Origin of the sequence: Mixta mediterraneensis, assembly GCF_030283135.1 — a bacterium.
GTDB classification, from domain to species: Bacteria; Pseudomonadota; Gammaproteobacteria; order Enterobacterales; family Enterobacteriaceae; genus Pantoea; species Pantoea mediterraneensis.
Window position 1 is genome coordinate 53,123 of sequence record NZ_JASUAZ010000007.1, and the last position, 25,130, is coordinate 78,252.

Here is a 25,130-nt window from a genome sequence, read left to right on the forward strand (position 1 = left end):
CCGTGGTTTTTTCATTTGCAAGGTAGTGTTGTTATGCAAGAAATCAACAAGCTCAAACGCGGACTGAGCACGCGCCATATCCGTTTTATGGCGCTGGGATCGGCGATTGGAACCGGGCTGTTCTACGGCTCCGCAGATGCCATTAAAATGGCCGGACCGAGCGTATTGCTCGCTTACATCATCGGTGGCGCGGTGGCTTACATTATTATGCGTGCGCTGGGCGAGATGTCGGTGAACAATCCGCAGGCCAGTTCGTTTTCACGTTATGCCCAGGATTATCTCGGCCCGATGGCGGGTTATATCACGGGCTGGACATACTGTTTTGAGATCCTGATTGTTGCCATTGCTGACGTTACCGCCTTCGGCATTTACATGGGCGTCTGGTTTCCCGATGTGCCGCACTGGATTTGGGTACTGAGCGTGGTGCTGATTATCGGTGCGGTTAACCTGATGAGCGTGAAGGTATTTGGCGAAGTTGAGTTCTGGTTCTCTTTCTTTAAGGTCGCCACCATCATTGTGATGATTGTGGCCGGTTTTGCCATGATCTTCTGGGGGATCGGCAATGGCGGACAGCCAACCGGCATTCATAACCTATGGAGTAACGGCGGCTTCTTCGCTCACGGTATCGTGGGGATGTTGCTGTCGCTACAAATGGTGATGTTCGCATACGGGGGAATCGAAATCATCGGTATTACAGCCGGTGAAGCCAAAGATCCCGCCAAATCGATTCCACGTGCTATCAACTCGGTGCCGCTGCGTATTCTGGTGTTTTATGTCGGCACACTGTTTGTGATCATGTCGATCTATCCGTGGAACCAGGTCGGTACATCCGGCAGTCCGTTTGTGCTGACCTTCCAGCATCTTGGCATTGCCGCTGCGGCTTCTGTCCTAAATTTTGTGGTGCTGACTGCCTCGCTGTCTGCGATTAACAGCGATGTATTTGGTGTAGGGCGCATGTTGCACGGCATGGCGCAGCAGGGCCATGCACCGAAAGTATTTATGAAAGTCTCCGGGCGCGGTATTCCGTGGGTTACGGTGGTGGTGATGATGTTCGCCATGCTGATCGCGGTATACCTTAACTACCTGATGCCGGAAAAAATCTTCTTGGTAATCGCTTCACTGGCGACCTTTGCTACGGTTTGGGTGTGGATCATGATCCTGCTGTCACAGATGGCTTTTCGTCGCAAAATTGGTCAGGAAGCGGCCAGTAAGCTGCAATTCGCCTTGCCTGGTGGCAGCTGGACCGCCTGGGTAGGGGTAGCGTTTCTGGCCTTTATTATCGGCCTGATCGGTTATTTCCCGGATACGCGTGTGTCGCTTTACGCTGGCTGCGTATGGATTGTGCTGCTACTGCTGGGCTATAAGCTGGTACGTAAGCAGGCGAAATAAACGGAAACGCCCCTCTAAAACAGGGGCGTTTTACTTTTTTTGCCGCTCATAAAAAACAGTATTATTAAAATTGTGCTTCAGCACGTAATAACGGCTTATTAATAGCAAATTTAAGAACGGCTGTGGAATGAAATAATAAAGATACCATCAGGTACAGAAAGGAATCGTCCCATGCTGCCGGCGCCAGCTGGCCGTATTGCGGTAAGGGCCGTCGAAAATAAAAAAGCTTTTTCAGTCTGCCCGATAATAAACTGATACCAAAAGAAAATAGCCTGTCTGCAGGAAATCGCGATGAAGCATTATTGCCCGCCTCTGGGCCGGTCAAAACGTTATATTTTTTAATGTTAGTGTTTACATGAACATTGAAGTTAATAAACAGGCTTATTAATAAATAAAAACGGCGAATCCAGTCGCCGAAGTGTTAACAAAAAAGAGTAATAAAAAGGGATGATTGACAGCGCTATCCTAAATCAAAAAAATATAGCTGGATATGTTTTTAACGAAAATGAGATAAATACCAGAAAGTATCGTCTGGATTAATCATTTTTAATTAACTGATTGTGAAGTTTACTGTCCATTTGCCCGCTGCTCATTCAGGATCAGGATGAGGGAAGAGCGTAATCGACCGGGACGATCGCCTTTGGATCCAGCCGATTACGCAGTTGTTCGATGCTGGACTGATAAGGGCAAAGCGTACCGACCGGAGTCAGCTTACAGCCTGGCTGATACCACTCTTCCCGTAAAAGTGGGTGGGCCGCATCAATTGGCTGCAACTGACGCAGTGCATCCAGGCTTTGTGCCTGGAAATAGATACGTATAAAACGTTCGCCGCTCTGGCTGTCGCGCCAGCGTTCAAACACCAGGCTGCTACCTGGTGGAATATTCCCACTCGAATAACCGGGTAAGTGCCAGTGGAAATCGATTAACGTTCGCACCATGGCGATATTGGTATCATGCGCGACAAATAGCAGCCAGCGTGTTTTGGGCAGTGCGTCAGCGCCGGGGTTAATACCCTGCAATATCGCATTAAGCAAAACTGAACCGCGCCGTTGCGCCAGATAGAATATATCGTTGCTCAGATCGTAATTAGCAGTTAACAGCGGTAACAATGTGGTAATTTGCGCGGCTGAGGTAATGTGGCCCCATGCCAGTTGGTCAAAAGGTAAATTTTCGCTGTAGCCCAGGCGCAACGTTTCTACCATGCTGGCCATGGCGCTCAGCCCTTGCACATAAGTGTGACCGCTTCTGGTCTGCTTAAACTGCCAGGGACGGTCAAAGAAAGGACAATCCTTAACCGATGCGCAAACGGCCCGCTTCAGTAACTGAATGGTGGGCTGTAAACGCTGCTGAAGCGCAGGAAGATTGCCCGCCTTCGCCCGTTTCGCGGCCAGCTCCTTGATGGGATCTGTTTGCGTCGCCTCCAGCTTATCTGCCTGAAACAGCGGATCGATATCGTCTTTTACATGATGAACGGGGATGCTACAGCCGGGAAACGCACCGTTAACCAAGGCCTTAGCGGTGGCAATCGTGCGCTGCATGGGACTGGCGCGAACAGCGATATCCGCAGGAGAAGGGCAACCGGCACTGAGCAGGCCCAGCTGCCGATAATGTTCGCCTTGCCAGCGTCCTTTATTCATCACCGCGCTGTAACCGTGCTCGGTTAATTCGCCATCTGGCGTTCGCCATTTCGTCCAGGTACGTTGCGTGGCTGCTTCGATCTCTTTGCGATTACCGGCTGTAGGAGGACGTATGCCGTGTCGGCTTAGCTCCACCACTTTCTCCAGCTGATAACGCCCCTCCGCATGTAATGGATTGGTTAGCAGCCATAGCGAGCAAAATATCCATGCTCGCCAACGGAATAGTGAGGAAGCCATAACAGATTTCTGTTCCTAATCGTGTAGCGCGTTGTTATTGATCAATGCTTTTAGCCGTGGATAAAGCGCGGCATTGGCTAACAGCACCGGGTTTCCGTTTTTCAGACCATCATTACGCAAGTAATCATTGGTGATCCCGCCAGCTTCCCGCATCAGAACGATGCCCGGCAGGCTATCCCACGGATTCATATGTGCTTCGTAATAGCCAATCAACCGTCCCGCCGCAGCCCAGGCGCTGGTCAACGCACCAGACCCGATACGGATAAACATACCGCCCTCCAGCATTAAAGCGGTGATCAGCGTGGTCACGCTTTCTGACGGCACGCGACCTGAATTACTTAAGCCAAATAAGCCCTCGCTTAAATGCTGTGCGCTGTGCGCCTGAATGCGCGTTTCGTTCATCCATGCGCCTTGCCCCTGGCGTGCATGGAACAGCTCCTGATGATTAGGATCGCATACGACGCCAATCACTGCTTCGCCTTCGCACAATACTGCTAGCGAAACGCACCAGTTATGCAGGCCATTAACGAAACAGGCAGTGCCATCAATCGGATCGACCACCCAGACATAGGTTGCGCCTTGAGTATCGCCCCCACTTTCTTCGCCTAACACGGCATCCTCTGGAAAACGTTCAGCGATAAGCGTTTTGATTAAATCCTCCACGTTACGGTCGGCTTCGCTGACCACGTCCTGTAGATCCCTCTTATGTTCCACCACTAATTTTTGGCGTTGTTGATACCAGGAATAAGCGCGGCTGGCTGCCGCCTGAGCAATTTCGCAGGCATAACGGTAACGCACGTCTGTTTCAGAATGAGAAGCGGATGACATCTTTCCCTCTTATGATTTTAAGACATATCGAACGGAAGAAACGCCTGAACAGGCGGTCTGGCTGTGTGGCCTACTTAACAAAAGTTAAGAAAGACTTCATTAAGCCGTAGATGAGTACCGATGGCAAGAAGGGGAGAAGTTCATCCGCAGGCTTTTTACAGTAAACGGACAATTTAAGATGTGGTACAGAACGGCCATCAGATGAAAGGCTGAACCTGCTTAACAGTACGACAGGATCGGCGTAATGCGACGGACGGACTTATTTACGCCCGCCGGGTAGGCGGTTATCACAACCGGGCGCAGGGATGGCGTCGGTAAAACGTATGAAGAACCGGATAAAGTTATAATTGCTGAGTTTGCGCCAGCGCCATCAACCGGGGATAGAATTGATAAAACAGTTTCTCCAGCGCAAGGTAATGCGTGACAAAATCCTGATAGGAGTCGCGCAGCGCGACTAAGCGTGGACGACGCCTCGCCATGTTATTCAACACGCCTTCCAGCCGTGCGGGAGTCGCATAATGTTCAAACCAGCGTTCGCGCCACATCACGGCGTTCAGCGTTTTGAATGCTTCAGGCGTTGGCGCCAGCTGCGGCACGATCTCTTTCTCTGCTATGGCAGAAAATTGTGCCAGCGTCAGCGTAGGGTGGAATGTTGTCCAGTGACGCGCCAGGAAATGATCCCAGATTATATCAAGTGTGACAGGCGCCACGCGATAAGTCTCAGGGCGGAACAGCTGACGCGCTTCGCGCACTTCCGGCAATGAATCGGTCATGACGTCGAGGCGACGATGCAGCAGAATACCGTCAGCCACCGGCGTTGGCCAGTGTTGATACGGGTTTCCGCGCACGAAATCGGCCATCAAATTGCCAAGCAATGAGCTGTTAGCCAGTTGGGCCAGGTGAAGATGGGCAAGAAAGTTCATGGCGCATTATAGGCTGAACTGCCTTTGCACAGCCAGTTGTTCAGAATTGGTCGATTTTCCGCTAAACTGTGCCGCCTGTTTTTGCCTGAGAAAGAAGTCTTGCATGCGTGTTGCCGATTTTGCTTTTGAATTGCCCGAATCCCTTATCGCCCATTACCCACAGGCGCAGCGCAGCGGCTGTCGTTTGCTGTCGCTGGATGGCCCAAGTGGCGCGCTGACGCATGGCGTTTTCACCGATGTGCTGGATAAGCTGAACCCCGGCGATTTGCTGGTATTCAATAATACGCGCGTTATTCCGGCGCGCGTTTTTGGCCGTAAAGCGAGCGGTGGCAAAATCGAAATGCTGGTGGAGCGCATGCTCGACGATAAACGTGTACTGGCGCATGTGCGCGCTTCGAAAGCGCCTAAGCCTGGCACGGAGCTGCTGTTAGGGGATGACGAGAGCGTCAGGGCGACCATGGTAGCGCGCCACGATGCGCTGTTTGAAATTGCCTTTGCAGATGATCGTGCTGTGCTGGATATACTGAACAGCGTGGGCCATATGCCGCTGCCGCCGTATATCGATCGGCCTGACGAAGACGCTGACCGTGAGCTTTATCAAACGGTTTACAGTGCACGTCCCGGTGCGGTTGCTGCACCCACTGCTGGCCTGCATTTTGATGAACCGCTGCTTCAGGCTTTGAAGGATAAGGGCATTGAGATGGCCTTCGTCACGTTGCATGTGGGGGCGGGCACCTTCCAGCCGGTACGTGTCGAGACCATTGAAGAGCATCACATGCACGCCGAATATGCTGAAGTGCCGCAGGACGTGGTGGATGCGGTGCTGGCTTGTAAAGCACGCGGCAACAAGGTGGTTGCGGTGGGCACCACCTCCGTCCGTTCACTGGAAAGCGCGGCCAAAGCCAGCCAGGACGCGCTAATTGCCCCGTTCTTTGATGATACGCAAATTTTTATTTACCCAGGGTATCACTATAAGGTGATCGATGCGTTGATCACTAATTTCCATCTGCCCGAATCAACCCTGATTATGCTGGTCTCGGCCTTTGCCGGTTATCAGCACACTATGGCGGCGTATCGCGCCGCTGTGGCTGAGCAATATCGTTTCTTCAGTTATGGCGATGCGATGTTCATCAGTAAAAACCCGCAGGCACCGCAGGAAACAGTCGGCGCCTGATTATTTAACCCAATCATCAGACTGTATCTCTGGTGGAGGCTATGTGAAATTTGAACTGGATACCACAGACGGGCGCGCGCGCCGTGGCCGTCTGATTTTTGATCGCGGCGTGGTAGAAACCCCGGCCTTTATGCCGGTTGGCACTTACGGCACCGTGAAAGGCATGACGCCAGAAGAAGTTCAGGCTACCGGGGCGCAGATTATCCTGGGTAATACATTCCATCTCTGGCTGCGTCCGGGCCAGGAGATCATGAAGCTGCACGGCGATCTGCATGATTTTATGCAGTGGAAAGGGCCGATTCTTACGGATTCCGGTGGCTTTCAGGTATTCAGCCTGGGCGATATTCGTAAAATAACCGAAGCGGGCGTACATTTTCGTAATCCGATCAATGGCGATGCGATTTTCCTCGATCCCGAAAAATCCATGGAGATTCAGTTTGATCTCGGTTCTGACATCGTCATGATTTTCGATGAATGTACGCCGTATCCTGCCGACTGGGATTACGCGAAACGTTCGATGGAAATGTCGCTACGCTGGGCACAACGCAGCCGCGACCGCTTCGACAGCCTGGGCAATAAAAATGCACTGTTCGGCATTATCCAGGGTTCTGTTTACGAAGATTTACGAGATGTCTCGGTGAAAGGTCTGGTAGAGATCGGCTTTGATGGGTACGCTGTGGGCGGCCTGGCGGTGGGTGAACCGAAAGAAGATATGCACCGCATCCTTGAGCATGTTTGTCCACAAATTCCGCACGATAAGCCGCGCTATTTGATGGGCGTCGGCAAGCCTGAAGATTTGGTGGAAGGCGTTCGTCGCGGTATCGATATGTTCGATTGCGTCATGCCAACGCGCAACGCACGTAATGGCCACCTGTTTGTGACCGACGGTGTAGTAAAAATTCGCAATGCTAAGCATAAAGATGATACTTCACCGCTGGATGCCGAGTGTGATTGTTACACCTGTCGCAATTACAGCCGTGCGTACTTGTATCATCTGGATCGCTGTAACGAAATACTGGGCGCGCGACTGAATACTATCCATAATCTGCGCTATTACCAGCGCCTGATGGCAGGTTTACGCCAGGCCATCGAAGAGGGTAAATTAGAGCGCTTTGTTAACGAGTTCTACCAACGGACGGGCAAAGAAGTTCCGCCTTTAACGTCTGATAATTCATCAATGAGGGAAATTTAATGAGCTTTTTCATTTCTGACGCTGTAGCTGCAGCAGGCGCACCGTCTCAGGGAAGTCCGTATTCTCTGGTGATCATGCTGGTAGTGTTTGGTCTGATTTTCTATTTCATGATCCTGCGTCCGCAGCAGAAACGTGCAAAAGAGCACAAGAAGCTGATGGATTCCATCTCTAAGGGTGACGAAGTGCTGACCAGTGGTGGTTTAGTGGGACGTGTGACGAAAGTGGCGGAAACGGGCTATGTTGCTATCGCGCTGAACGACACGACTGAAGTAGTGATCAAACGTGATTTCGTGGCTGCCGTCCTGCCGAAAGGTACTATGAAGGCGCTGTAATTTTTACTTCCCTAAGGGAACTGCCGTGTTAAATCGTTATCCTTTGTGGAAGTACATCATGCTGGTCGTCGTCTTTATTGTCGGCCTGCTGTACGCACTTCCCAACCTGTATGGTGAGGATCCGGCCGTTCAAATCACTGGTGCGCGCGGAAGCGCCGCCAGTGAGCAAACGTTGGATCAGATTCAGACCGCATTAAAACAAAATAATATTCAGAGCAAATCGGTTGCGCTGGAAAACGGTGCAATCACTGCGCTTTTTGCTAATACGGATGTCCAGTTACGTGCCCGTGAAGCCATTACGAAAGCGCTTGGCGAGAACTATGTTGTTGCGTTAAACCTTGCGCCTGCGACGCCGCGTTGGCTGTCTATGCTGGCGGCAGAGCCAATGAAACTTGGCCTCGATCTGCGTGGTGGCGTGCACTTCCTGATGGAAGTGGATATGGATACCGCGTTAGGCAAACTGCAAGAGCAGAACGCCGATACCCTGCGCAGCGATCTGCGCGAGAAAAATATCCCTTATACCAACGTTAATAAACTCGCTAATTACGGTGTGGGAATTCGTTTCCGTGATGCTGCAAGCCGCGATGCTGCGGTAAGCTGGCTGAGCTCACGTCATCAGGACCTGGTGATTAATAACAGCGGGGCAGATTCACTGCGCGCCACGATGAGCGATGCCCGTCTCAGCGAAGCACGTGAGTATGCTGTCCAGCAGAACATCACGATTCTGCGTAACCGTGTAAACCAGTTAGGTGTTGCCGAGCCGCTGGTGCAGCGTCAGGGCGCTGACCGTATCGTGGTTGAGTTACCGGGTATTCAGGACACCGCTCGCGCCAAAGAGATTTTAGGCGCAACCGCAACGCTGGAGTTCCGTCTGGTGAATACCAGCGTTGATCCAGGCGCTGCGGCTAACGGACGCGTGCCAGGCGATTCTGAAGTGAAAAACATGCGTGATGGCCAGCCCGTTGTCCTGTATAAACGCGTGATTTTGACCGGTGATCACATTACCGATTCGACGTCGAGCATGGATGAGTACAACCAGCCGCAGGTGAATATTTCACTGGATGGTGCGGGTGGTAACCTGATGTCTAACTTCACTAAGGACAATATCGGCAAGCCGATGGCGACCTTGTTTGTGGAATATAAAGACAGCGGCAAAAAAGATGCAAACGGTCGCTCAATCCTGGTGAAACAGGAAGAGGTGATTAACGTTGCCAATATCCAGTCCCGACTGGGTAACAGTTTCCGCATTACCGGTATCAGCAACCCTAACGAAGCCCGTCAGCTGTCGCTGCTGCTGCGTGCCGGTGCGTTGATAGCGCCAATTCAGATCGTTGAAGAGCGCACCATCGGTCCAACCATGGGTCAGCAAAACATAACCCAGGGGCTGGAAGCCTGTTTGTGGGGCCTGCTCGCCTCTATCCTGTTTATGGTGGTGTTCTACAAAAAGTTCGGCCTGATTGCGACCAGTGCGCTGTTGGTTAACCTGATATTGATTGTCGGTATCATGTCCCTGTTGCCGGGTGCGACGCTGACTATGCCAGGCATTGCCGGGATTGTGTTGACGCTGGCAGTGGCGGTCGATGCCAACGTACTGATTAACGAACGTATTAAAGAAGAACTGCGCAACGGGCGTTCCGTTCAGCAGGCAATCCATGAAGGCTACAAAGGCGCCTTTTCAAGTATTGTCGATGCGAACGTTACCACGCTCATCAAAGTGATCATTCTTTACGCGGTTGGTACGGGTTCGATCAAAGGCTTTGCAATTACCACTGCAATTGGTATCGCAACCTCCATGTTCACTGCGATTATTGGAACCCGTGCCATTGTTAACCTGGTTTACGGTGGCAAACGCATCAACAAGCTGTCTATCTGAGGAGTGCGTTGTGGCACAGGATTATAATATTGAACAGTTGAACCACGGTCGTAAAGTCGTTGACTTTATGCGCTGGGACACGCTGGCGTTTATCATTTCGGGGCTACTGATTGTTGCCGCGATTGCGATTGTTGGCGTGCGTGGTTTCAACTGGGGTCTCGATTTTACCGGCGGTACGGTGATTGAGATCAACCTGGAAAAACCCGCCGATCTCGATATGCTGCGTAGTGATCTGGTGAAGGCGGGCTTTGATGAGCCGCTGGTGCAGAATTTTGGCAGCAGCCGCGATGTGATGGTGCGCATGGCGCCCGTTTCAGGTCCAGCGGGCACCGAGTTAGGCAATAAAGTGGTCTCGGTCATTAACCAGACCACTCAGCAAAACGCCACCGTCAAGCGCATTGAGTTCGTCGGTCCAAGTGTGGGCAGCGATCTGGCGCAAGCGGGGGCGATGGCTCTGCTGTCAGCCTTGATAGCGATTCTGCTCTATATCGGTTTTCGCTTTGAGTGGCGTCTGGCGCTCGGTACGGTACTGGCACTGGCGCATGACGTTATTATTACCTGCGGCCTGCTGGCGCTGTTCCACATCGAAATCGATTTGACCATTGTCGCCTCGCTGATGTCGGTAATTGGTTACTCACTCAACGATAAGATCGTGGTATCCGACCGTATTCGTGAAAATTTCCGCAAAATCCGTCGCGGTTCGCCTTACGATATTACCAACGTGTCGCTGACCCAAACGCTGAGCCGTACTTTAATTACCTCGCTGACAACGTTGGCCATGATTCTGATCCTGTTCATTTTTGGGGGAGCGTTGCTGAAAGGCTTCTCGCTGACCATGTTGATCGGTGTGACGATTGGTACGATTTCGTCGATTTATGTCTCTTCAGCGCTGGCGCTGAAACTGGGCATGAAGCGTGAACATATGCTGGTGCAGAAAGTGGAGAAAGAGGGCGCCGATCAGCCTTCAATCCTGCCTTAAACATGGCATGTAAAATGAAATGGGCTGCCAGTGGCAGCCCATTTTTTTTGCGCTTATTGCGCAGCAGGAACGGTAGAAGTGGCGCTTTCGCCCGTGACATCGTGCACGCGCACGTAACCTAATTGTTCAGGCGTGATGCCGCTAAGACGCAACGGAACGCTGACCGAGGCCTGGGGCAACAGCGAGGCGGGCACCTCAATGGTTTGATTCAGGCTATCGGCATTCAGCGGTTTCCCACTGGCCGGATCCAGCTCGCCCCATACCACTGTGGCGCGCAGCGCGGAAAGGGGCTGATCGCCAGTTGCACGGATATTGAGATTAGCGCGTGAACCGTTGGCTTCACTTTCTACCCGTGACAGGGATAAGCGCAATGTGCCGAGCTGGGTTTGCAGTTCCACCGGCGTGTTCGCCTGAGGAACCAGCCATGCGCCCTGTTGCGAGTGGCTATTCAGTTGGCCCTGAATTTCCAGCGCGCTGGCCTGGGTGGTCAAGTGCTGCATCTGTTGATTCAGCTGGCTCACCTCCTGATGCAGCGCGTTCACTTTAGGTGCCGAAGGCGTGCTACAGCCGCTGAGAATGATCAGTGACATCGCCATCGGCGCCCAAACCGTCCTGTTCATAAATTATCCTTGTCAGTTATTTTGGAATACGTAAAACCTGGCCAGGATAGATCTTATCAGGATGCGACAGCATTGGCTTGTTCGCTTCAAAAATCTTATTGTATTCATTAGGATTTCCGTAAACCTGTTTGGAAATCGCGCTCAGGGTATCGCCTTTTTTCACCGTATACAGCTCGGCTTCTGGTGCGCTGTCTTTCACGGTAACTTTATCATCGACTTTGGTGATACCGGCTACGTTACCGGCCGCTACCATGATTTTCTCTTTGAGCTCCTGGGAAACGCCCTCACCGCTGACGGTTACAGTATCGCCATCCACCTTGACGTTGACCTTATCGCTGTCTGGTAGCCCTAATTTGTTAATGTGATCTTGCAGTTTTTTGCTTTGGTCATCGCCACTGCCACTGACCGCATCCCACAACTTTTCTCCAGCTTCTTTCACAAAATTAAACAGACCCATAAAACCTCCGATTGTTAGTGGTTGTGTGCTGCTATGCAGCTTTATAAGCGTAGTGGTTTTTCAGAAAATGTAAGGCAGGCATTGCCTGGCTGTGCGTTGGGCAACGGAAAGGCACGGGAATAGATTTTGTTGAATTGCAGTTCGCGCTACACTGTATGACTTATTTATCTTGCGTCAGGTAACGTCATGCATTGCCCATTCTGCTCCGCTGTGGACACCAAAGTGATTGATTCTCGTCTGGTTAGTGAAGGATCGTCGGTGCGTCGTCGTCGTCAGTGTCTGGTGTGTCATGAACGTTTTACCACGTTTGAAGTGGCTGAATTAGTGATGCCGCGCGTGGTAAAAAGCAACGATGTACGCGAGCCCTTCAATGAGGACAAACTCAGCAGCGGCATGATGAAGGCGCTGGAGAAACGTCCAGTGAGCGCTGATGCCGTTGAGAGTGCGGTTAACCATATCAAAACCCAATTGCGCGCCACCGGTGAGCGTGAAATTCCCAGTAAACTGATTGGTGCGCTGGTAATGGATGAGCTGAAAAAGCTCGATAAAGTCGCCTACATTCGCTTTGCTTCGGTCTATCGCAGCTTTGAAGATATTCGTGATTTTGGCGAAGAGATCGCACGCTTACAGGATTAAAGCATGACCGATGAACGCTATATGGCACGCGCGCTGGAACTGGCGCGGCGTGGTCGTTTTACTACTCTGCCCAATCCCAATGTGGGTTGCGTGATCGTGCGTGATGGCAACATCGTCGGCGAAGGCTGGCACCAGCGCGCCGGTGAACCGCACGCTGAAGTACATGCATTACGGATGGCCGGGGATAAAGCGCGTGGCGCGACAGCTTACGTCACGCTGGAACCTTGCAGCCATCATGGGCGCACGCCGCCATGTTGCGATGCGTTAATTGCTGCGGGCGTTAAGCGTGTTGTCGCTGCGATGCAGGATCCCAATCCACAAGTGGCGGGACGTGGTTTACAGCGTTTACATCAGGCAGGAATTGACGTCAGCCACGGCTTAATGATGAGTGAAGCGGAAGCGCTCAACCGCGGCTTCCTAAAACGTATGCGCACCGGTTTTCCCTGGGTGCAGCTTAAATCAGGCGCCTCGCTGGATGGTCGTACTGCGATGGCCAGCGGTGAAAGTCAGTGGATTACGTCGGCGCATGCACGGCGCGATGTGCAAAGACTGCGGGCGCAAAGCGCGGCTATTCTCAGTAGCAGCGCTACAGTGTTAGCCGATGATCCTTCGCTCACGGTGCGCTGGTCAGAACTTAATGAAGAAACGCGATCGCTGCTTGATAAGAATTCACTGCGTCAGCCGCTGCGGGTGATCGTTGACAGTCAAAATCGCGTCACGCCGCACCATAACGTTATCAACCAGCCGGGTGAAACCTGGCTGATGCGACACACACCAGACCAGCAGGTCTGGCCTGGAAGCGTGACGCAAATTGCTGCCCCGCTGCGTGAGCAGCAACTTGATTTGGTTGCAATGATGATGTTGCTGGGCCAGCGCCAGATTAACAGCGTTTGGGTCGAAGCGGGCGCAGCGCTGGCCGGAGCGTTACTGCAAGCCGGGTTGGTCGATGAGCTGATTGTGTATGTGGCGCCGAAGCTATTGGGTGATAGCGGACGTGGCTTGTGCCAGTTACCCGGCTTACATCAACTTGCTGATGCACCTGCCTTTTCATTCAGCGATGTCCGGCAGGTTGGCAGTGATTTGCGCCTGACGCTGATACCCCAATAACGCCGATGGAAAAGCGAGAGCACGTCGCCGAAGAGTATGATAGAATCCGCCCCCCTGCGCGGGGCCAAACAAACCCCTGAAAGGATAAGTATGAAAGTTATCGAAGCTGCTGTTGCAACGCCAGAGGCCAATATTGCCATCGTTATTGCGCGTTTTAACAACTTCATTAATGACAGCCTGCTGGATGGCGCGGTCGATGCCCTGAAGCGTATCGGCCAGGTTAAAGATGACAATATCACCGTCGTCTGGGTTCCAGGTGCTTACGAACTGCCACTGGCGGCGCGTGCACTGGCAAAAACCGGCAAATATGACGCCGTTATTGCGCTGGGAACGGTCATTCGTGGCGGCACTGCACATTTCGAATATGTTGCAGGCGAAGCCAGCTCCGGTATTGCCAGCGTGGCCATGAACAGCGATATTCCTGTCGCGTTTGGCGTACTGACCACCGAAAATATCGAGCAGGCCATTGAGCGTGCTGGCACCAAAGCCGGTAATAAAGGCGCCGAAGCAGCCCTGACCGCGCTCGAAATGATTAATGTATTGAAAGCCATCAAAGCCTGATTTTTGTAAGGGGAATTTTGTGAAACCTGCTGCTCGTCGTCGCGCCCGTGAGTGCGCTGTCCAGGCGCTTTACTCCTGGCAGTTGTCTAACAACGACATTGCCGATGTGGAATACCAGTTCCTGGCGGAACAAGACGTCAAAGACGTCGATATTGCGTATTTCCGCGAACTGCTGTCCGGTGTGGCGACCAACAGCGCGTATCTGGATGGGCTGATGCAACCTTACCTGTCGCGTCAGCTGGAAGAGCTGGGCCAGGTAGAAAAAGCTGTTCTGCGGATTTCGCTGTACGAACTAAGCAAACGTTCCGATGTGCCTTATAAAGTGGCCATCAACGAAGGTATTGAGCTGGCGAAAGTGTTTGGTGCTGAAGACAGCCATAAGTTCGTCAACGGCGTGCTGGATAAAGCAGCTCCACAGATTCGACCCAATCGTAAGTAAATAAAAAGGCCGGCTTGCCGGCCTTTTTTCTTTAATGGTTAAGCGGAACGCAAACATGTCTTGTGGTGAATTTGAACTCATCGCACGCTATTTCAATCGCAGAACGCGCAGCCGCCGTGATGTCGAAACCGGCATTGGTGATGATTGTGCGCTTTTGGGCGTGCCAGAAAAACAGACGCTGGCGATCAGCACCGATACGCTGGTGGCTGGCATACATTTCCTGCGCGATATTCATCCTGCCGATTTAGGCTACAAAGCGCTGGCGGTAAATCTTAGCGATCTTGCCGCAATGGGCGCCGATCCGGCATGGTTGACGCTAGCAATGACGTTGCCTGAAGTGGATGAATCTTGGCTGGCGGCGTTTAGCGAAAGTTTGTTCGAACTGCTGGAATACTACGATATGCAGCTGATTGGCGGCGATACCACGCGCGGACCACTCAGCCTGACGCTCGGCATTCACGGGTTGGTTCCACAAGGCCGCGCATTAAAACGTTCCGGTGCAAAGCCGGGCGACTGGATTTATGTGACCGGCACATTAGGCGACAGCGCGGCAGGACTGGCGCTGTTGCAGCATCACAAGCGCATTGACGATCCGGTAGTGTATGAAGCGCTGATTAAGCGCCATTTACGCCCGATGCCGCGCATTTTGCAGGGCCAGGCACTGCGTCCTTTGGCTTCATCGGCAATCGATCTTTCCGATGGTTTGATTTCCGATCTCGGCCATATACTGAAAGCCAGCGGCTGCGGCGCGCGGATCAATCTGGATGCGCTGCCCCTGTCGTCTGCGCTGCGCGATCATTTCGAGCCAGAGCAGGTTTTGCGCTGGGCATTAAGTGGCGGCGAAGATTACGAGCTGTGCTTTACCGTGCCGGAAGTGCATCGTGGTGCGCTGGATGTGGCGCTAGGTCACCTTGGCGTGCCTTTCACCTGTATCGGTCAGATGTCACCGGAATCAGACGGCCTGACGCTGCTGGATAATGGCAAACCGGCAACCTTCAGTCATAAAGGATTTGACCATTTTGACGCTTGATAAAGACGTAGCGAAAAGTCGTTTGCGTATGAGCAATCCATGGCATCTGCTGGCGACAGGTTTTGGCAGCGGTTTAAGCCCCTTTGTGCCAGGCACCATGGGGTCGCTGGCCGCTATCCCATTTTGGTGGCTGATGACCCGGTTGCCGCATGATCTCTATTCACTGGTCGTGCTGCTGGGTGTTAGCGTTGGCGTGTATCTCTGCCATCGCACCGCTAAAGATATGGGCGTTCACGATCACGGCAGCATTGTCTGGGATGAATTCATTGGTATGTGGATCACCCTGATGGCGATCCCGGTTAACAGCTGGCAATGGGTGCTCGCGGGATTTGTGCTGTTTCGCATTCTGGATATGTGGAAACCGTGGCCGATTCGCTGGTTTGACCGCAACGTCCATGGCGGCATGGGTATTATGGTTGACGATATTATCGCCGGGGTGATTTCGGCGGCGATATTGTACGGGGCGGGGCATTACTGGTTGGGGTATTAAACTCCGTAATAAATATTCCCTCGCCAACAGGAGAGGGAACGTTGCGGTGCTGGCTCAGGCTGTTTTATAACCAATGCTTTATTCAAACCCTACCGTTGGATGCGACTGATAAACGCTTTCCAGTTCGGCAATTTCCATTGGCTCCAGTTCGACTTCCACCGCTTTGGTCAAATCCTTTAACTGCTCTGCCCGCGATGCGCCAATAATCGGCGCAGTGACGGCGGGTTTATGCAACAGCCACGCCAGCGCCACCTGCGCACGGCTAATATTTTTATCCGCCGCAATTGTTTCAACTCGCTTAGCGATTGCAGCGTCATTCTCTTCCGTTGCGCTATACAACGTTTTGCCAAATTCATCCGATACCGAACGTGCCGTCGTTTCGCCCCACGGACGCGTCAGTTTACCGCGTGCCAGTGGACTCCACGGCAGCACCGCGATCTGCTTATCAAGACACAGTGGATGCATTTCATTTTCTTCTTCACGCTGAATCAGGTTGTACTGGTCCTGCATACTGACAAAAGTTGCCCAGTTATTGCGTTCCTGTGTTTCGAGGGCTTGCGCAAACTGACTGGCATGCATGGATGACGCGCCAATATAACGCGCTTTACCTGCCTTCACTACGTCATGCAGCGCTTCCAGTGTCTCTTCCAGTGGCGTGTCATAGTCCCAACGGTGGATTTGCAGCAGGTCGACATAGTCCATGCCGAGGCGAGACAGGCTGTCATCAATGGATTGCAGAATATTTTTACGCGAGAGACCCTGCGATAAATTACTCATGGGGAAATAGACTTTGGTAGCAACGACAACCTTATCGCGGGGAACATATTCTTTTAACGCGCGACCGACGATCTCTTCGCTGCTGCCATCGGAATAACTATTGGCGGTATCAAAGAAATTAATGCCGGCATCCAGCGCCTGACGAATGAGTGGACGGCTGCTCTCTTCCGGCAGAGTCCAGGCATGTTTACCACGCTCCGGCTCGCCAAAGGTCATGCAGCCCAGACAAAGACGCGAAACCTGGAGATCGGTGTTACCTAATTGGATGGTTTTCATGATGGCTCCTGCGCAAAGTAACTGATGATTCGAAGAATCATAAAGCATAGCAGGCGCATCGCTCCCCAGTTGGGGAGCGAAAGGGAAGGGCGCTATTTACTGTGCGAGCCAGGTCGTGATTTGCTGCTGGATGCCTTCTGCGTCCAGCTGGTAATCGTGACGCACTTCTTCCTGCGTACCCTGCGGGATAAACTCATCGGGCAGTCCCAGGTTCAATACCGGCACACGCAGCCGTTTTGCCATAACAAATTCATTGACGCCGCTGCCCGCGCCGCCTTTGATCGCGCCTTCTTCCAGCGTAATCAGGGCTTCGTATTGGCTCGCCAGTTCAGCAATTAATTCTTCATCCAGCGGCTTCACAAAGCGCATATCCACCAGCGTCGCGTTCAGCGCTTCAGCGGCGGCGGCGGCTTCCGGTAGCAACGTCCCGAAGTTGAGAATGGCCAGCTGCTCGCCTTCCCGTTTCACCACGCCCTTGCCGAGCGGTAAACATTTAAGCGGGGTCAGTTCAGTGCCAATACCGGTGCCGCGTGGATAGCGCACCGCGCTGGGACCATCCTGATAGTGATAGCCGGTATAGAGCATTTGGCGGCATTCATTTTCGTCACTTGGCGTCATAATCACCATGTCTGGCACGCAGCGCAGATAAGCGAGATCGAATGCGCCCTGATGCGTTTGTCCATCTGCGCCAACAATGCCGCCGCGATCGATAGCAAACAATACCGGCAGCTTCTGGATCGCTACATCATGGATCACCTGATCGTAGGCGCGCTGCAAAAAGGTTGAATAGATCGCTACGATCGGTTTGTAACCGCCAATCGCCATGCCTGCTGCAAACGTCACCGCATGCTGCTCGGCAATCGCCACGTCAAAGTACTGATTTGGGTATTCACGTGAAAAAGCCACCATGCCCGACCCTTCGCGCATCGCAGGCGTAATCGCCATTAATTGCGGATCGTCAGCAGCCATCTCGCACAACCAGTTACCAAAGATTTTCGAATAGCTCGGCAAACCTTCGGCGCTTTTAGGTAGCGCGCCGTTAGCCAGATCAAATTTGGGTACGGCGTGCCAGGTGATAGGATCTTCCTCGGCAGGTGCGTAGCCTTTGCCTTTTTTGGTCATGATGTGCAGGAACTGGGGCCCTTTCAGGCTACGCATATTCGTTAAGGTGTTAACCAGCGTGAGCACATCGTGCCCGTCAACCGGACCGATATAGTTGAAGCCCAGCTCTTCAAACAACGTACCCGGCACCACCATCCCTTTCAGATGCTCTTCGGTACGTCTCACCAGCTCTTTGATGGGCGGCAGGCCGGTTAAAACACGTTTGCCGCCTTCGCGCAGGCGCGCATACGTTTTACCCGACAGAATTTGCGCCAGCCGGTTATTTAATGCACCGACATTCTCCGAGATCGACATCTCGTTGTCGTTGAGGATCACCAGCAAGTCCGGCTTAATATCGCCGGCGTGATTCATCGCTTCAAATGCCATGCCGGCGGTAATGGCGCCATCGCCAATGATGCAGGCAGTGCGACGGCCTTTGCCTTCTCGCTCTGCCGCTGCGGCCATGCCGAGACCGGCACTGATTGAAGTGGATGAATGGCCGACGCTCAGCACGTCGTATTCACTCTCACCGCGCCACGGAAACGGATGCACACCATTTTTTTGGCGAATCGTACCGATGCGATCGCGGCGGCCGGTCAGGATTTTGTGCGGATAGGCCTGGTGACCCACATCCCACACCAGGTGATCAAACGGCGTGTTATAGACATAATGCAGCGCAACCGTCAGTTCAACGACGCCCAACCCCGAAGCAAAATGACCGCTGGAGCGGCTAACGCTGTCTAACAGATACTGACGCAGCTCATCGCACAGCACAGGCAGTTTGTCCTTCGGTAGAGCGCGTAGCTCCTGAACCGTGTTCGCCAGCGCCATTGTCGGGTATTTAGCAATATCAAAACTCATCAGAGACTCATTATGGAGGTTATTTGTCGCGTTCAATTATGAAGCTCGCCAGTGCCTGCAAAGCTGCGGTGTCATGGGATTGTGCGGCGAGAATTTCCAGCGCATCAAGCGCTTCCTGATACAGATCCCAGGCTTTAGCGCGGGCATTATCCAACCCCATGAGAGAAGGATAGGTACTTTTACCTAAATCCTGATCGGCACCCTGACGCTTGCCGGTAATGGCGCTGTCGCCGATCACGTCGAGAATGTCATCCTGTACCTGAAATGCCAGGCCGATGGCATCGGCATAACGATCAAGGACTGGCAGCGCCGCACGGCCTTTTTCACCGGCTGCCAGGGCGCCCATACGCACCGCGGCACGGATGAGCGCACCCGTTTTGTGGCGATGTATTTGTTCCAGCTGGGCCAAATCGACAGCTTTCCCTTCGGCCGCCAGGTCAAGCGCCTGGCCGCCGCACATGCCTGCCACGCCGCTGGCCTTAGCCAGCTCGGATACCATCGCGAGGCGATATTCTGCGCTTACGCCCGGCATCGGCTCATCAGCAAGAATCGAAAACGCCAGCGTTTGCAACGCATCACCCGCCAGAATGGCCGTATCTTCGCCATATTGAATATGGCAGGTTGGCTGCCCACGGCGTAACGCATCGTTATCCATCGCAGGAAGATCGTCATGAATCAGAGAGTACGCATGAATGCATTCAACTGCCGCAGCGGGCGCATCCAGACTTGCCGGATCGGCGTTAAGCATTTTGCCGGTGGCATAAACCAAAAAGGGGCGCAGACGTTTACCGCCTAATAATGCCCCATATTGCATGGCGTTCACCAGAGGAGAACTCTGAAAAGGGAGTGGATCTAATAAGCACGTCAGCGCAGCATTCACCCGGTGGTGATAAGCGCTGAGCAGGTTGGCAAAATCCATTAGTCTTGTTCCGGCGTGAAAGAGGTGAGATCGGCGTCTTTATCATCGTTCAGTAAAATGCGTACGCGCTGTTCTGCCTGCTGTAGCGTTTGTTGTCCGGCACGTGCCAGTTGCACGCCACGCTCAAACTCATTCAGCGCCTCTTCCAGCGGCAGCTCGCCACTTTCCAGGCGGCTGACAATCTGTTCCAGCTGCTGTAATGAAGTTTCGAAACTGGCTGGCTTTTCGGCTTTTTTCGGCATAATTAGGTGTCGACTCGCGGTTAAGAATCATCTCGCAATCGGACATGGTAGCTGAGACGAAATGATTAGCAAAATAATCAATGTGACTGCGGTTGCAGAAGCAGTCATCAGTCAAAGGTGATATACTCTCGCGCCTCGGATGCGGATGCGCCTCGCAGCCCGCAATTATTATGATTTTACCAGCTAAGTGCCGCCTGTTTTAGCACTTATTTGCCCAACGAAGCTGTGTCGCCATGAAGTTTATCATCAAGTTATTTCCTGAAATCACCATCAAGAGTCCGTCGGTGCGTTTGCGCTGTATTAAGATTCTTGCCAGCAATATTCGCAACGTCCTGAAAACGATCAGTGAAGACATCGCGGTGGTGCGTCACTGGGATCATATTGAAGTGCGCTCAAAAGACGAGATGTTGAGAGCAACGATTGCCGATGAGTTAACGCGCATCCCAGGTATTCACCACGTGCTGGCTGTAGAAGAGCGTGAATATACCGACATCCATAATATTTTTGAACAGACGCTGGCGCAGTATCGCGACAGCCTGGAAAACAAAACCTTTTGCGTGCGCGTGAAGCGTCGCGGTAAGCACAGCTTCAGTTCGCAGGATGTAGAACGCTACGTGGGTGGCGGCCTCAATCAGCATATTGAAACGGCAAAAGTGCAGCTGACTAAGCCGGAAGTAACGGTAAATCTTGAAGTTGAAGAGAACCGCCTGACGCTGGTGACGGCGCGCTACGAGGGGCTGGGCGGTTTCCCGGTCGGCACGCAGGAAGATGTGCTGTCGCTGATTTCTGGCGGGTTCGATTCCGGCGTGTCCAGCTATATGTTGATGCGCCGTGGCAGCCGCGTGCATTATTGCTTCTTTAACCTCGGCGGCGCGGCCCATGAAATTGGCGTCCGTCAGGTTGCCTACTATCTGTGGAGTCGCTTTGGTCGCTCGCATCGTGTGCGTTTTGTGGCAATCAACTTTGAGCCAGTAGTAGGTGAAATTCTCGAAAAAGTGGATGATGGCCAGATGGGCGTCGTGCTGAAACGTATGATGGTGCGTGCTGCGTCCCGGATTGCCGAACGCTACGGCGTGCAGGCGCTGGTTACTGGCGAGGCGCTGGGACAGGTTTCCAGCCAGACGTTAACCAACTTACGCTTAATCGATAACGCCTCAGACACATTGATTTTGCGGCCGCTGATTTCACACGACAAAGAGCACATCATCAACGTGGCCCGTGAAATTGGCACTGAAGATTTTGCCAGCACAATGCCGGAATATTGCGGCGTGATTTCCAAAAGCCCAACCATCAAAGCGGTGAAATCGAAGATTGAAACAGAAGAAAGTCATTTCGATTTTGGTATTCTGGACCGCGTCGTGGAAGAGGCGACCAACGTTGATATACGCGACATCGCTGAAAAAGCGGTAGAAGACGTCGTGGAAGTTGAAACAGTGGCCCTGCTGGGCGCTAATGATATTGTGCTGGATATTCGTGCCAGTGATGAGCAGGAAGATAAGCCGCTGCAACTGCCGGAGACGGAAGTGAAGTCGATGCCATTCTACAAGCTCAGCACGCAGTTTGGCGATCTCGACCAGAACAAAACCTGGCTGTTGTACTGCGATCGCGGCGTAATGAGTCGTTTGCAGGCGCTTTATCTCCATGAGCAAGGGTTCAGAAATGTGAAGGTCTACCGACCGTAACCCGCGCATTTACCTGCCATTCTGAACCTCGTCCCCGTCACGTATTCCACTCTGTGACGGGGGCTGAACGCCGACAGTACCCGCCTGGCTGCGGCGTGTGGGAGCGTTAGCTTGCCTGGTAATCATAAATGCCTGCCGCCAGCACCAGTTGAGAAGCGACTTCGCGCGCTTTCTCTTTTCCTGCCAGTAAATCAATCAGTTTCAGGGCGAAATCCATTGCCGTACCTGGCCCCTGACTTGTTAACAGCCTGACGCGTGGGTCCCAGACGACGCGGCGCTCCATCCATTTATCCGCCGGGATGGTCGATTTTAAGCCGGGAAAACCGGTCATATTCCCGACCGGGAAAAGGTTATGCGGGATTAGAACCGTACCTGCCGCCGCGCAAATCGCCGCAACGATGCGCTCAGAAAGTTGAAACTGGCGCACGGTTTCTACCAGTAGCGGACTGTCACGGAAATTTTCAGCCCCTTTCAGGCCGCCTGGCAACACAATCGCGGCGTAATCATTATCAGCCACATCGACTAACGCGGCATCGGCCAGCAGGCGCACGCCACGTGAACAAACAATTTCACGCGAGCCATCACTCTCAACGCTGGCGGTGACAACCTTCAGGCCGTCGCGTACCAGTAAGTCGATAGTGGTAACGGCTTCGGTTTCTTCACTGCCATGTGCCAGGCAAACCAGTACCGATGCGTTCGCGGTCATAATGTGACTCCTTGCGTTTAATCATTTCAAACAAACGGGTATTTTCTGGCAGCGCCAGACCATGGGTACGAGCGCGACGCAGCAGGAAACCGCTGATGTAATCAATCTCGGTTCGCCGTTGAGCGCGTACATCCTGCAGCATGGAGGAGGTATTGGCAGCGGTACTTTCAACCACATCAAAGATAATGTCTTTTAAACTCTCGCTGGCGATGCTCTGGCCTTCACGCTCCATGACCCAGCTAATTTCTTCACACAACGTCTCGATCTGCCTGATATGCGTACGCAGCGCGCCGTTTTGGCAGTCATATTCTACCGTAAGCGGATTAATGATGCAGTTGACGGCCAGCTTACGCCAGCAGGCGGCGCGGATGTTGTCATGCCAGGCAACATCTGGCAGCGCAAGATGCAGGATGTCGGCAATCGTGCTGTAAGCGGCACTTTTACGGTTGCCTGGGCCGATATGGGTGATGCCGTTCGCGACATGCTTGATCACGGTGCCATCGCGCATTGCTGCATGTGTAGTAATACCGCGCAGCAGCGGTTGTGTCAGGCCTTTCAGTTCTTCAAGCGTGCCCATACCATTGTGTAATAGCAGAATCGGGCAATCTTCCGGCAGCACGCTTTCAAGATTTTTTACCGCCGGAGAGACCTGGGTCGCCTTAAGCGTTACCAGCAACAACTGACTTTCTGCCAGAAACAGTGGATCATTAGCAATAAAGGTTTTATTTGTCACATTACCCTGAGGATCAACCACATTCACCGAGCAATATGGCTGTGGCACGCGCAGCCAACCCTGAACGTCGTATCCCTGGCGAGCGAGCGCGGAAAGCCAGACCTGGCCCAATGCCCCACAACCTAACACGGTAATTTTCATACTGCCTCCCGCTGGCGGGCTTATCGTTTTAGTCTTTACTGTCACACTTCAGTATAGCGTCGTGCGTAGCGTGATTTTATTTAGCGCCCTGAGACGGGTATTATGCATGCCACTTTAGCGTCAGGAGAAGAAGAGATGCCATCTTTCGATATTGTTTCAGAAATCGATATGCAGGAAGTTCGTAACGCGGTAGAAAATGCTAACCGTGAATTATCTACCCGTTTCGATTTTCGCAACGTGAGCGCCAGTTTCGAGCTCAACGAAAAAAATGAAACCATCAAAGTGCTCAGCGAATCTGATTTTCAGGTAAGACAGCTGGTCGATATTTTGCGCGAGAAAATGCTTAAGCGCGGTATTGAAGGCGCGGCGCTAGATGTTCCTGAAGAGATCGAACACAGTGGAAAAAACTGGAGTCTGGATGCCAAAATGAAAAAAGGCATTGAGACTGATGTGGCGAAAAAGCTGGTGAAGCTGATTAAAGACAGCAAGCTGAAAGTGCAGACACAAATTCAGGGCGAATCACTGCGCGTCACCGGTAAATCGCGCGACGATTTACAAGGGGCGATGGCGCTGGTGCGCGGTGGTAACCTGGGACAGCCGTTCCAGTTCAAAAATTTCCGCGACTAATCGCTATTTTTCGCGTGCAGCACGACGATACAATGTGCTGCGCGCGACGCCTAATGCCTGCGCGGTTTTACTGATATTACCGTTAAATCGCTGCAGTGTGTCTGCAATGATCTGCTCATCATGCTGCTGCAATGCTGTGTTTGGTTCCGCTTGTGACTGACGATATTCCACGGGAAGCTGTTCCACAGTGAGCGTTTCGCCATCGTCTGCCAGCGCCAGCAAGACGTTCATTACACTGCGTAGTTGCCGGACATTTCCCGGCCACGAATAACGGGCCAGGGCCGTAAGCAGGTCGGGCGAAAGCTGGATGCCACGTTGTTGTCCACCTAACTCATGCCATAGCTGGGCGATAAAAGCAGGCAATGCCGGCCACTGCCGCAGGATGGTTAATGCATATTCCTGCAAGCGATACAGTAAATCCTCACGAAATTCACCGTCGGCCACACGCTGGGATAAATTGCGATGAGTGGCACAAATCACGGCAAAATTCACCGCCCAGCTGCGACTGGAGCCGAGCGGCGCGACTTCTTTTTCTTGCAACACACGCAGCAGGCGTGTTTGCAGCGCCAGCGGCATATCACCTATCTCATCCAAAAACAGTACGCCACCGTCAACTTCACGTATTTTTCCAATGTAGCCATTTTTATTAGCACCGGTAATGGGGAAAGTGAGCCGGGCCTGAAATATCCAGCACACCTGCAATCTGACCATTTGGCGTTTGGAGCAGCATGGCAACGCAATAAAGCCCGTGATTACTGGTAAGAAAGTGCAGATCGCCTTCGATTTCGCAGCCATCGTCAATTACCAGCGCGGTGCCAATGGCGTTGGTGCACATGGCGTGCTGGTAACGGCGGTTTCACCTAAAGCATTCGAGCAAGCCATTGGCACCATGCGTCGCGGTGGCACCATGGTGCTGAATGGTTTGCCACCGGGCAAATTTGACTTGTCGATTTTTGATATGGTGCTGGATGGTATTACGGCGCGCGGTTCGATTGTCGGCACGCGTAAGGATCTGCAGGAAGCACTGGATTTCGCTGATCGCCATAAGGTGAAAGCCAATATTGCCGTTGAGCCGTTAACTAATATCAATGACATTTTTGCCCGTATGCATGCAGGCAAAATCGAAGGGCGTATCGTGGTCGATATGTCACTGTAAAAATA

The 25,130-nt window shown here is 52.7% G+C and carries 25 protein-coding genes and 2 pseudogenes; 15 read left to right on the plus strand and 12 right to left on the minus strand.

The window, feature by feature from the left end:
* The first annotated feature begins 33 nt into the window (after window positions 1-33).
* The gene (gene proY, locus QRY16_RS06880; protein WP_289776088.1) at window positions 34-1,389 is read left to right on the plus strand and encodes a proline-specific permease ProY; all 1,356 of its coding nucleotides are present in this window, start codon (window positions 34-36) and stop codon (window positions 1,387-1,389) included.
* 599 nt (window positions 1,390-1,988) lie between these two features.
* On the opposite strand, the gene QRY16_RS06885 is transcribed toward proY, so the two are convergent.
* The 3 genes from QRY16_RS06885 to QRY16_RS06895 form a co-directional block, all read right to left on the minus strand.
* Entirely contained in the window at window positions 1,989-3,263 is a 1,275-nt protein-coding gene (locus tag QRY16_RS06885; RefSeq protein WP_289776089.1) for a histidine-type phosphatase, read from the minus strand.
* Window positions 3,264-3,278: 15 nt separating this feature from the next.
* Window positions 3,279-4,091, minus strand: coding sequence for an inositol monophosphatase family protein (locus tag QRY16_RS06890; protein ID WP_193403621.1), 813 nt, complete (start codon window positions 4,089-4,091; stop codon window positions 3,279-3,281).
* A gap of 341 nt (window positions 4,092-4,432) precedes the next feature.
* Entirely contained in the window at window positions 4,433-5,014 is a 582-nt protein-coding gene (locus QRY16_RS06895) for an acyl carrier protein phosphodiesterase (RefSeq protein ID WP_289776090.1), read from the minus strand.
* A gap of 103 nt (window positions 5,015-5,117) precedes the next feature.
* Between QRY16_RS06895 and queA the strand changes: the two genes are divergently transcribed.
* The 5 genes from queA to secF are packed head-to-tail and all read left to right on the plus strand — an operon-like array spanning window position 5,118 to window position 10,564.
* Window positions 5,118-6,188, plus strand: coding sequence for a tRNA preQ1(34) S-adenosylmethionine ribosyltransferase-isomerase QueA (gene queA / locus QRY16_RS06900; protein ID WP_289776091.1), 1,071 nt, complete (start codon window positions 5,118-5,120; stop codon window positions 6,186-6,188).
* Between the two features lie 43 nt (window positions 6,189-6,231).
* Window positions 6,232-7,380 (plus strand): tRNA guanosine(34) transglycosylase Tgt, encoded by a 1,149-nt coding sequence (gene tgt / locus QRY16_RS06905; protein WP_193403618.1) that lies wholly within the window; start codon window positions 6,232-6,234, stop codon window positions 7,378-7,380.
* Window positions 7,380-7,712, plus strand: coding sequence for a preprotein translocase subunit YajC (gene yajC, locus QRY16_RS06910; protein ID WP_193403617.1), 333 nt, complete (start codon window positions 7,380-7,382; stop codon window positions 7,710-7,712). The genes tgt and yajC overlap by 1 nt, the downstream gene beginning before the upstream one ends.
* Before the next feature lie 25 nt (window positions 7,713-7,737).
* Window positions 7,738-9,585 (plus strand): protein translocase subunit SecD, encoded by a 1,848-nt coding sequence (gene secD / locus QRY16_RS06915; RefSeq protein ID WP_193403616.1) that lies wholly within the window; start codon window positions 7,738-7,740, stop codon window positions 9,583-9,585.
* A gap of 10 nt (window positions 9,586-9,595) precedes the next feature.
* Entirely contained in the window at window positions 9,596-10,564 is a 969-nt protein-coding gene (gene secF / locus QRY16_RS06920) for a protein translocase subunit SecF (RefSeq protein WP_193403615.1), read from the plus strand.
* A gap of 53 nt (window positions 10,565-10,617) precedes the next feature.
* On the opposite strand, the gene QRY16_RS06925 is transcribed toward secF, so the two are convergent.
* Together QRY16_RS06925 and lysM are read right to left on the minus strand one after the other, a co-directional pair.
* Window positions 10,618-11,184, minus strand: a complete 567-nt coding sequence (locus tag QRY16_RS06925; protein WP_289776092.1) for a SadB/YajI family lipoprotein — start codon at window positions 11,182-11,184, stop codon at window positions 10,618-10,620.
* A gap of 16 nt (window positions 11,185-11,200) precedes the next feature.
* Window positions 11,201-11,641, minus strand: a complete 441-nt coding sequence (gene lysM, locus QRY16_RS06930) for a peptidoglycan-binding protein LysM (RefSeq protein WP_193403613.1) — start codon at window positions 11,639-11,641, stop codon at window positions 11,201-11,203.
* Window positions 11,642-11,827: 186 nt separating this feature from the next.
* Between lysM and nrdR the strand changes: the two genes are divergently transcribed.
* The 6 genes from nrdR to pgpA all read left to right on the plus strand — a co-directional run bounded on the left by nrdR (window position 11,828) and on the right by pgpA (window position 15,904).
* Entirely contained in the window at window positions 11,828-12,277 is a 450-nt protein-coding gene (nrdR, locus tag QRY16_RS06935) for a transcriptional regulator NrdR (RefSeq protein ID WP_289776093.1), read from the plus strand.
* A 3-nt stretch (window positions 12,278-12,280) separates the two neighbouring features.
* Window positions 12,281-13,384 carry a bifunctional diaminohydroxyphosphoribosylaminopyrimidine deaminase/5-amino-6-(5-phosphoribosylamino)uracil reductase RibD gene (gene ribD, locus QRY16_RS06940; RefSeq protein ID WP_289776094.1) on the plus strand — a complete coding sequence of 368 codons (1,104 nt, stop codon included), beginning with the start codon at window positions 12,281-12,283 and terminating at the stop codon, window positions 13,382-13,384.
* A gap of 90 nt (window positions 13,385-13,474) precedes the next feature.
* Window positions 13,475-13,945, plus strand: a complete 471-nt coding sequence (gene ribH, locus QRY16_RS06945; RefSeq protein ID WP_193403610.1) for a 6,7-dimethyl-8-ribityllumazine synthase — start codon at window positions 13,475-13,477, stop codon at window positions 13,943-13,945.
* 19 nt (window positions 13,946-13,964) lie between these two features.
* A complete protein-coding gene (gene nusB / locus QRY16_RS06950) occupies window positions 13,965-14,384 on the plus strand; it encodes a transcription antitermination factor NusB (protein ID WP_193403609.1) in 420 nt (139 codons plus the stop codon).
* Window positions 14,385-14,439: 55 nt separating this feature from the next.
* Window positions 14,440-15,414 (plus strand): thiamine-phosphate kinase, encoded by a 975-nt coding sequence (thiL, locus tag QRY16_RS06955; protein ID WP_289776095.1) that lies wholly within the window; start codon window positions 14,440-14,442, stop codon window positions 15,412-15,414.
* The gene (gene pgpA / locus QRY16_RS06960) at window positions 15,362-15,904 is read left to right on the plus strand and encodes a phosphatidylglycerophosphatase A (RefSeq protein WP_419776115.1); all 543 of its coding nucleotides are present in this window, start codon (window positions 15,362-15,364) and stop codon (window positions 15,902-15,904) included. Before thiL ends, pgpA begins: the two co-directional genes overlap by 53 nt.
* 78 nt (window positions 15,905-15,982) lie before the next feature.
* Here the strand turns inward: pgpA and QRY16_RS06965 are convergent, their stop codons facing one another.
* The 4 genes from QRY16_RS06965 to xseB form a co-directional block, all read right to left on the minus strand.
* Window positions 15,983-16,957 carry an aldo/keto reductase gene (locus tag QRY16_RS06965; RefSeq protein WP_193403606.1) on the minus strand — a complete coding sequence of 325 codons (975 nt, stop codon included), beginning with the start codon at window positions 16,955-16,957 and terminating at the stop codon, window positions 15,983-15,985.
* A 96-nt stretch (window positions 16,958-17,053) separates the two neighbouring features.
* Entirely contained in the window at window positions 17,054-18,919 is a 1,866-nt protein-coding gene (gene dxs / locus QRY16_RS06970; protein ID WP_289776097.1) for a 1-deoxy-D-xylulose-5-phosphate synthase, read from the minus strand.
* Window positions 18,920-18,938: 19 nt separating this feature from the next.
* Entirely contained in the window at window positions 18,939-19,838 is a 900-nt protein-coding gene (gene ispA / locus QRY16_RS06975; RefSeq protein WP_289776098.1) for a (2E,6E)-farnesyl diphosphate synthase, read from the minus strand.
* Window positions 19,838-20,080 (minus strand): exodeoxyribonuclease VII small subunit, encoded by a 243-nt coding sequence (xseB, locus tag QRY16_RS06980; protein ID WP_289776099.1) that lies wholly within the window; start codon window positions 20,078-20,080, stop codon window positions 19,838-19,840. Before xseB ends, ispA begins: the two co-directional genes overlap by 1 nt.
* 233 nt (window positions 20,081-20,313) lie before the next feature.
* Here xseB and thiI point away from each other — a divergent pair, with 233 nt between their 5' ends.
* Complete coding sequence (thiI, locus tag QRY16_RS06985; RefSeq protein ID WP_289776100.1) at window positions 20,314-21,762, plus strand: tRNA uracil 4-sulfurtransferase ThiI; 1,449 nt, start codon at window positions 20,314-20,316, stop codon at window positions 21,760-21,762.
* Between the two features lie 106 nt (window positions 21,763-21,868).
* On the opposite strand, the gene yajL is transcribed toward thiI, so the two are convergent.
* Together yajL and panE are read right to left on the minus strand one after the other, a co-directional pair.
* Complete coding sequence (yajL, locus tag QRY16_RS06990; protein ID WP_289776101.1) at window positions 21,869-22,468, minus strand: protein deglycase YajL; 600 nt, start codon at window positions 22,466-22,468, stop codon at window positions 21,869-21,871.
* Window positions 22,422-23,342, minus strand: a complete 921-nt coding sequence (gene panE, locus QRY16_RS06995) for a 2-dehydropantoate 2-reductase (protein ID WP_289776102.1) — start codon at window positions 23,340-23,342, stop codon at window positions 22,422-22,424. The genes yajL and panE overlap by 47 nt, the downstream gene beginning before the upstream one ends.
* Window positions 23,343-23,477: 135 nt before the next feature.
* On the opposite strand from panE, the gene QRY16_RS07000 reads away from it, so the two are divergent.
* Window positions 23,478-23,969: a YajQ family cyclic di-GMP-binding protein gene (locus QRY16_RS07000; protein ID WP_193403599.1), complete on the plus strand. Its 492-nt coding sequence runs from the start codon at window positions 23,478-23,480 to the stop codon at window positions 23,967-23,969.
* 3 nt (window positions 23,970-23,972) lie between these two features.
* Here the strand turns inward: QRY16_RS07000 and QRY16_RS07005 are convergent.
* Window positions 23,973-24,798, minus strand: a pseudogene (locus QRY16_RS07005) (sigma-54-dependent Fis family transcriptional regulator); the annotation flags it as partial.
* On the opposite strand from QRY16_RS07005, the pseudogene QRY16_RS07010 reads away from it, so the two are divergent.
* Window positions 24,796-25,125 (plus strand): annotated as a pseudogene (locus QRY16_RS07010) (zinc-binding dehydrogenase); the annotation flags it as partial. The pseudogenes QRY16_RS07005 and QRY16_RS07010 overlap by 3 nt on opposite strands.
* Window positions 25,126-25,130 lie beyond the last annotated feature (5 nt).

What these genes read in the sequence shown, in the direction of transcription:
- proY (WP_289776088.1), top strand. Translation starts at nt 34, where the DNA reads ATGCAAGAAATCAACAAGCTCAAACGCGGACTGAGCACGCGCCATATC.
- thiI (WP_289776100.1), top strand. Translation starts at nt 20,314, where the DNA reads ATGAAGTTTATCATCAAGTTATTTCCTGAAATCACCATCAAGAGTCCG.
- nrdR (WP_289776093.1), top strand. Translation starts at nt 11,828, where the DNA reads ATGCATTGCCCATTCTGCTCCGCTGTGGACACCAAAGTGATTGATTCT.
- QRY16_RS06890 (WP_193403621.1), bottom strand. Translation starts at nt 4,091, where the DNA reads ATGTCATCCGCTTCTCATTCTGAAACAGACGTGCGTTACCGTTATGCC.
- panE (WP_289776102.1), bottom strand. Translation starts at nt 23,342, where the DNA reads ATGAAAATTACCGTGTTAGGTTGTGGGGCATTGGGCCAGGTCTGGCTT.
- yajL (WP_289776101.1), bottom strand. Translation starts at nt 22,468, where the DNA reads ATGACCGCGAACGCATCGGTACTGGTTTGCCTGGCACATGGCAGTGAA.
- QRY16_RS07000 (WP_193403599.1), top strand. Translation starts at nt 23,478, where the DNA reads ATGCCATCTTTCGATATTGTTTCAGAAATCGATATGCAGGAAGTTCGT.
- lysM (WP_193403613.1), bottom strand. Translation starts at nt 11,641, where the DNA reads ATGGGTCTGTTTAATTTTGTGAAAGAAGCTGGAGAAAAGTTGTGGGAT.
- QRY16_RS06925 (WP_289776092.1), bottom strand. Translation starts at nt 11,184, where the DNA reads ATGAACAGGACGGTTTGGGCGCCGATGGCGATGTCACTGATCATTCTC.
- QRY16_RS06885 (WP_289776089.1), bottom strand. Translation starts at nt 3,263, where the DNA reads ATGGCTTCCTCACTATTCCGTTGGCGAGCATGGATATTTTGCTCGCTA.
- QRY16_RS06965 (WP_193403606.1), bottom strand. Translation starts at nt 16,957, where the DNA reads ATGAAAACCATCCAATTAGGTAACACCGATCTCCAGGTTTCGCGTCTT.
- yajC (WP_193403617.1), top strand. Translation starts at nt 7,380, where the DNA reads ATGAGCTTTTTCATTTCTGACGCTGTAGCTGCAGCAGGCGCACCGTCT.
- ribD (WP_289776094.1), top strand. Translation starts at nt 12,281, where the DNA reads ATGACCGATGAACGCTATATGGCACGCGCGCTGGAACTGGCGCGGCGT.
- QRY16_RS06895 (WP_289776090.1), bottom strand. Translation starts at nt 5,014, where the DNA reads ATGAACTTTCTTGCCCATCTTCACCTGGCCCAACTGGCTAACAGCTCA.
- ribH (WP_193403610.1), top strand. Translation starts at nt 13,475, where the DNA reads ATGAAAGTTATCGAAGCTGCTGTTGCAACGCCAGAGGCCAATATTGCC.
- dxs (WP_289776097.1), bottom strand. Translation starts at nt 18,919, where the DNA reads ATGAGTTTTGATATTGCTAAATACCCGACAATGGCGCTGGCGAACACG.
- xseB (WP_289776099.1), bottom strand. Translation starts at nt 20,080, where the DNA reads ATGCCGAAAAAAGCCGAAAAGCCAGCCAGTTTCGAAACTTCATTACAG.
- queA (WP_289776091.1), top strand. Translation starts at nt 5,118, where the DNA reads ATGCGTGTTGCCGATTTTGCTTTTGAATTGCCCGAATCCCTTATCGCC.
- pgpA (WP_419776115.1), top strand. Translation starts at nt 15,362, where the DNA reads ATGGCAAACCGGCAACCTTCAGTCATAAAGGATTTGACCATTTTGACG.
- ispA (WP_289776098.1), bottom strand. Translation starts at nt 19,838, where the DNA reads ATGGATTTTGCCAACCTGCTCAGCGCTTATCACCACCGGGTGAATGCT.
- thiL (WP_289776095.1), top strand. Translation starts at nt 14,440, where the DNA reads ATGTCTTGTGGTGAATTTGAACTCATCGCACGCTATTTCAATCGCAGA.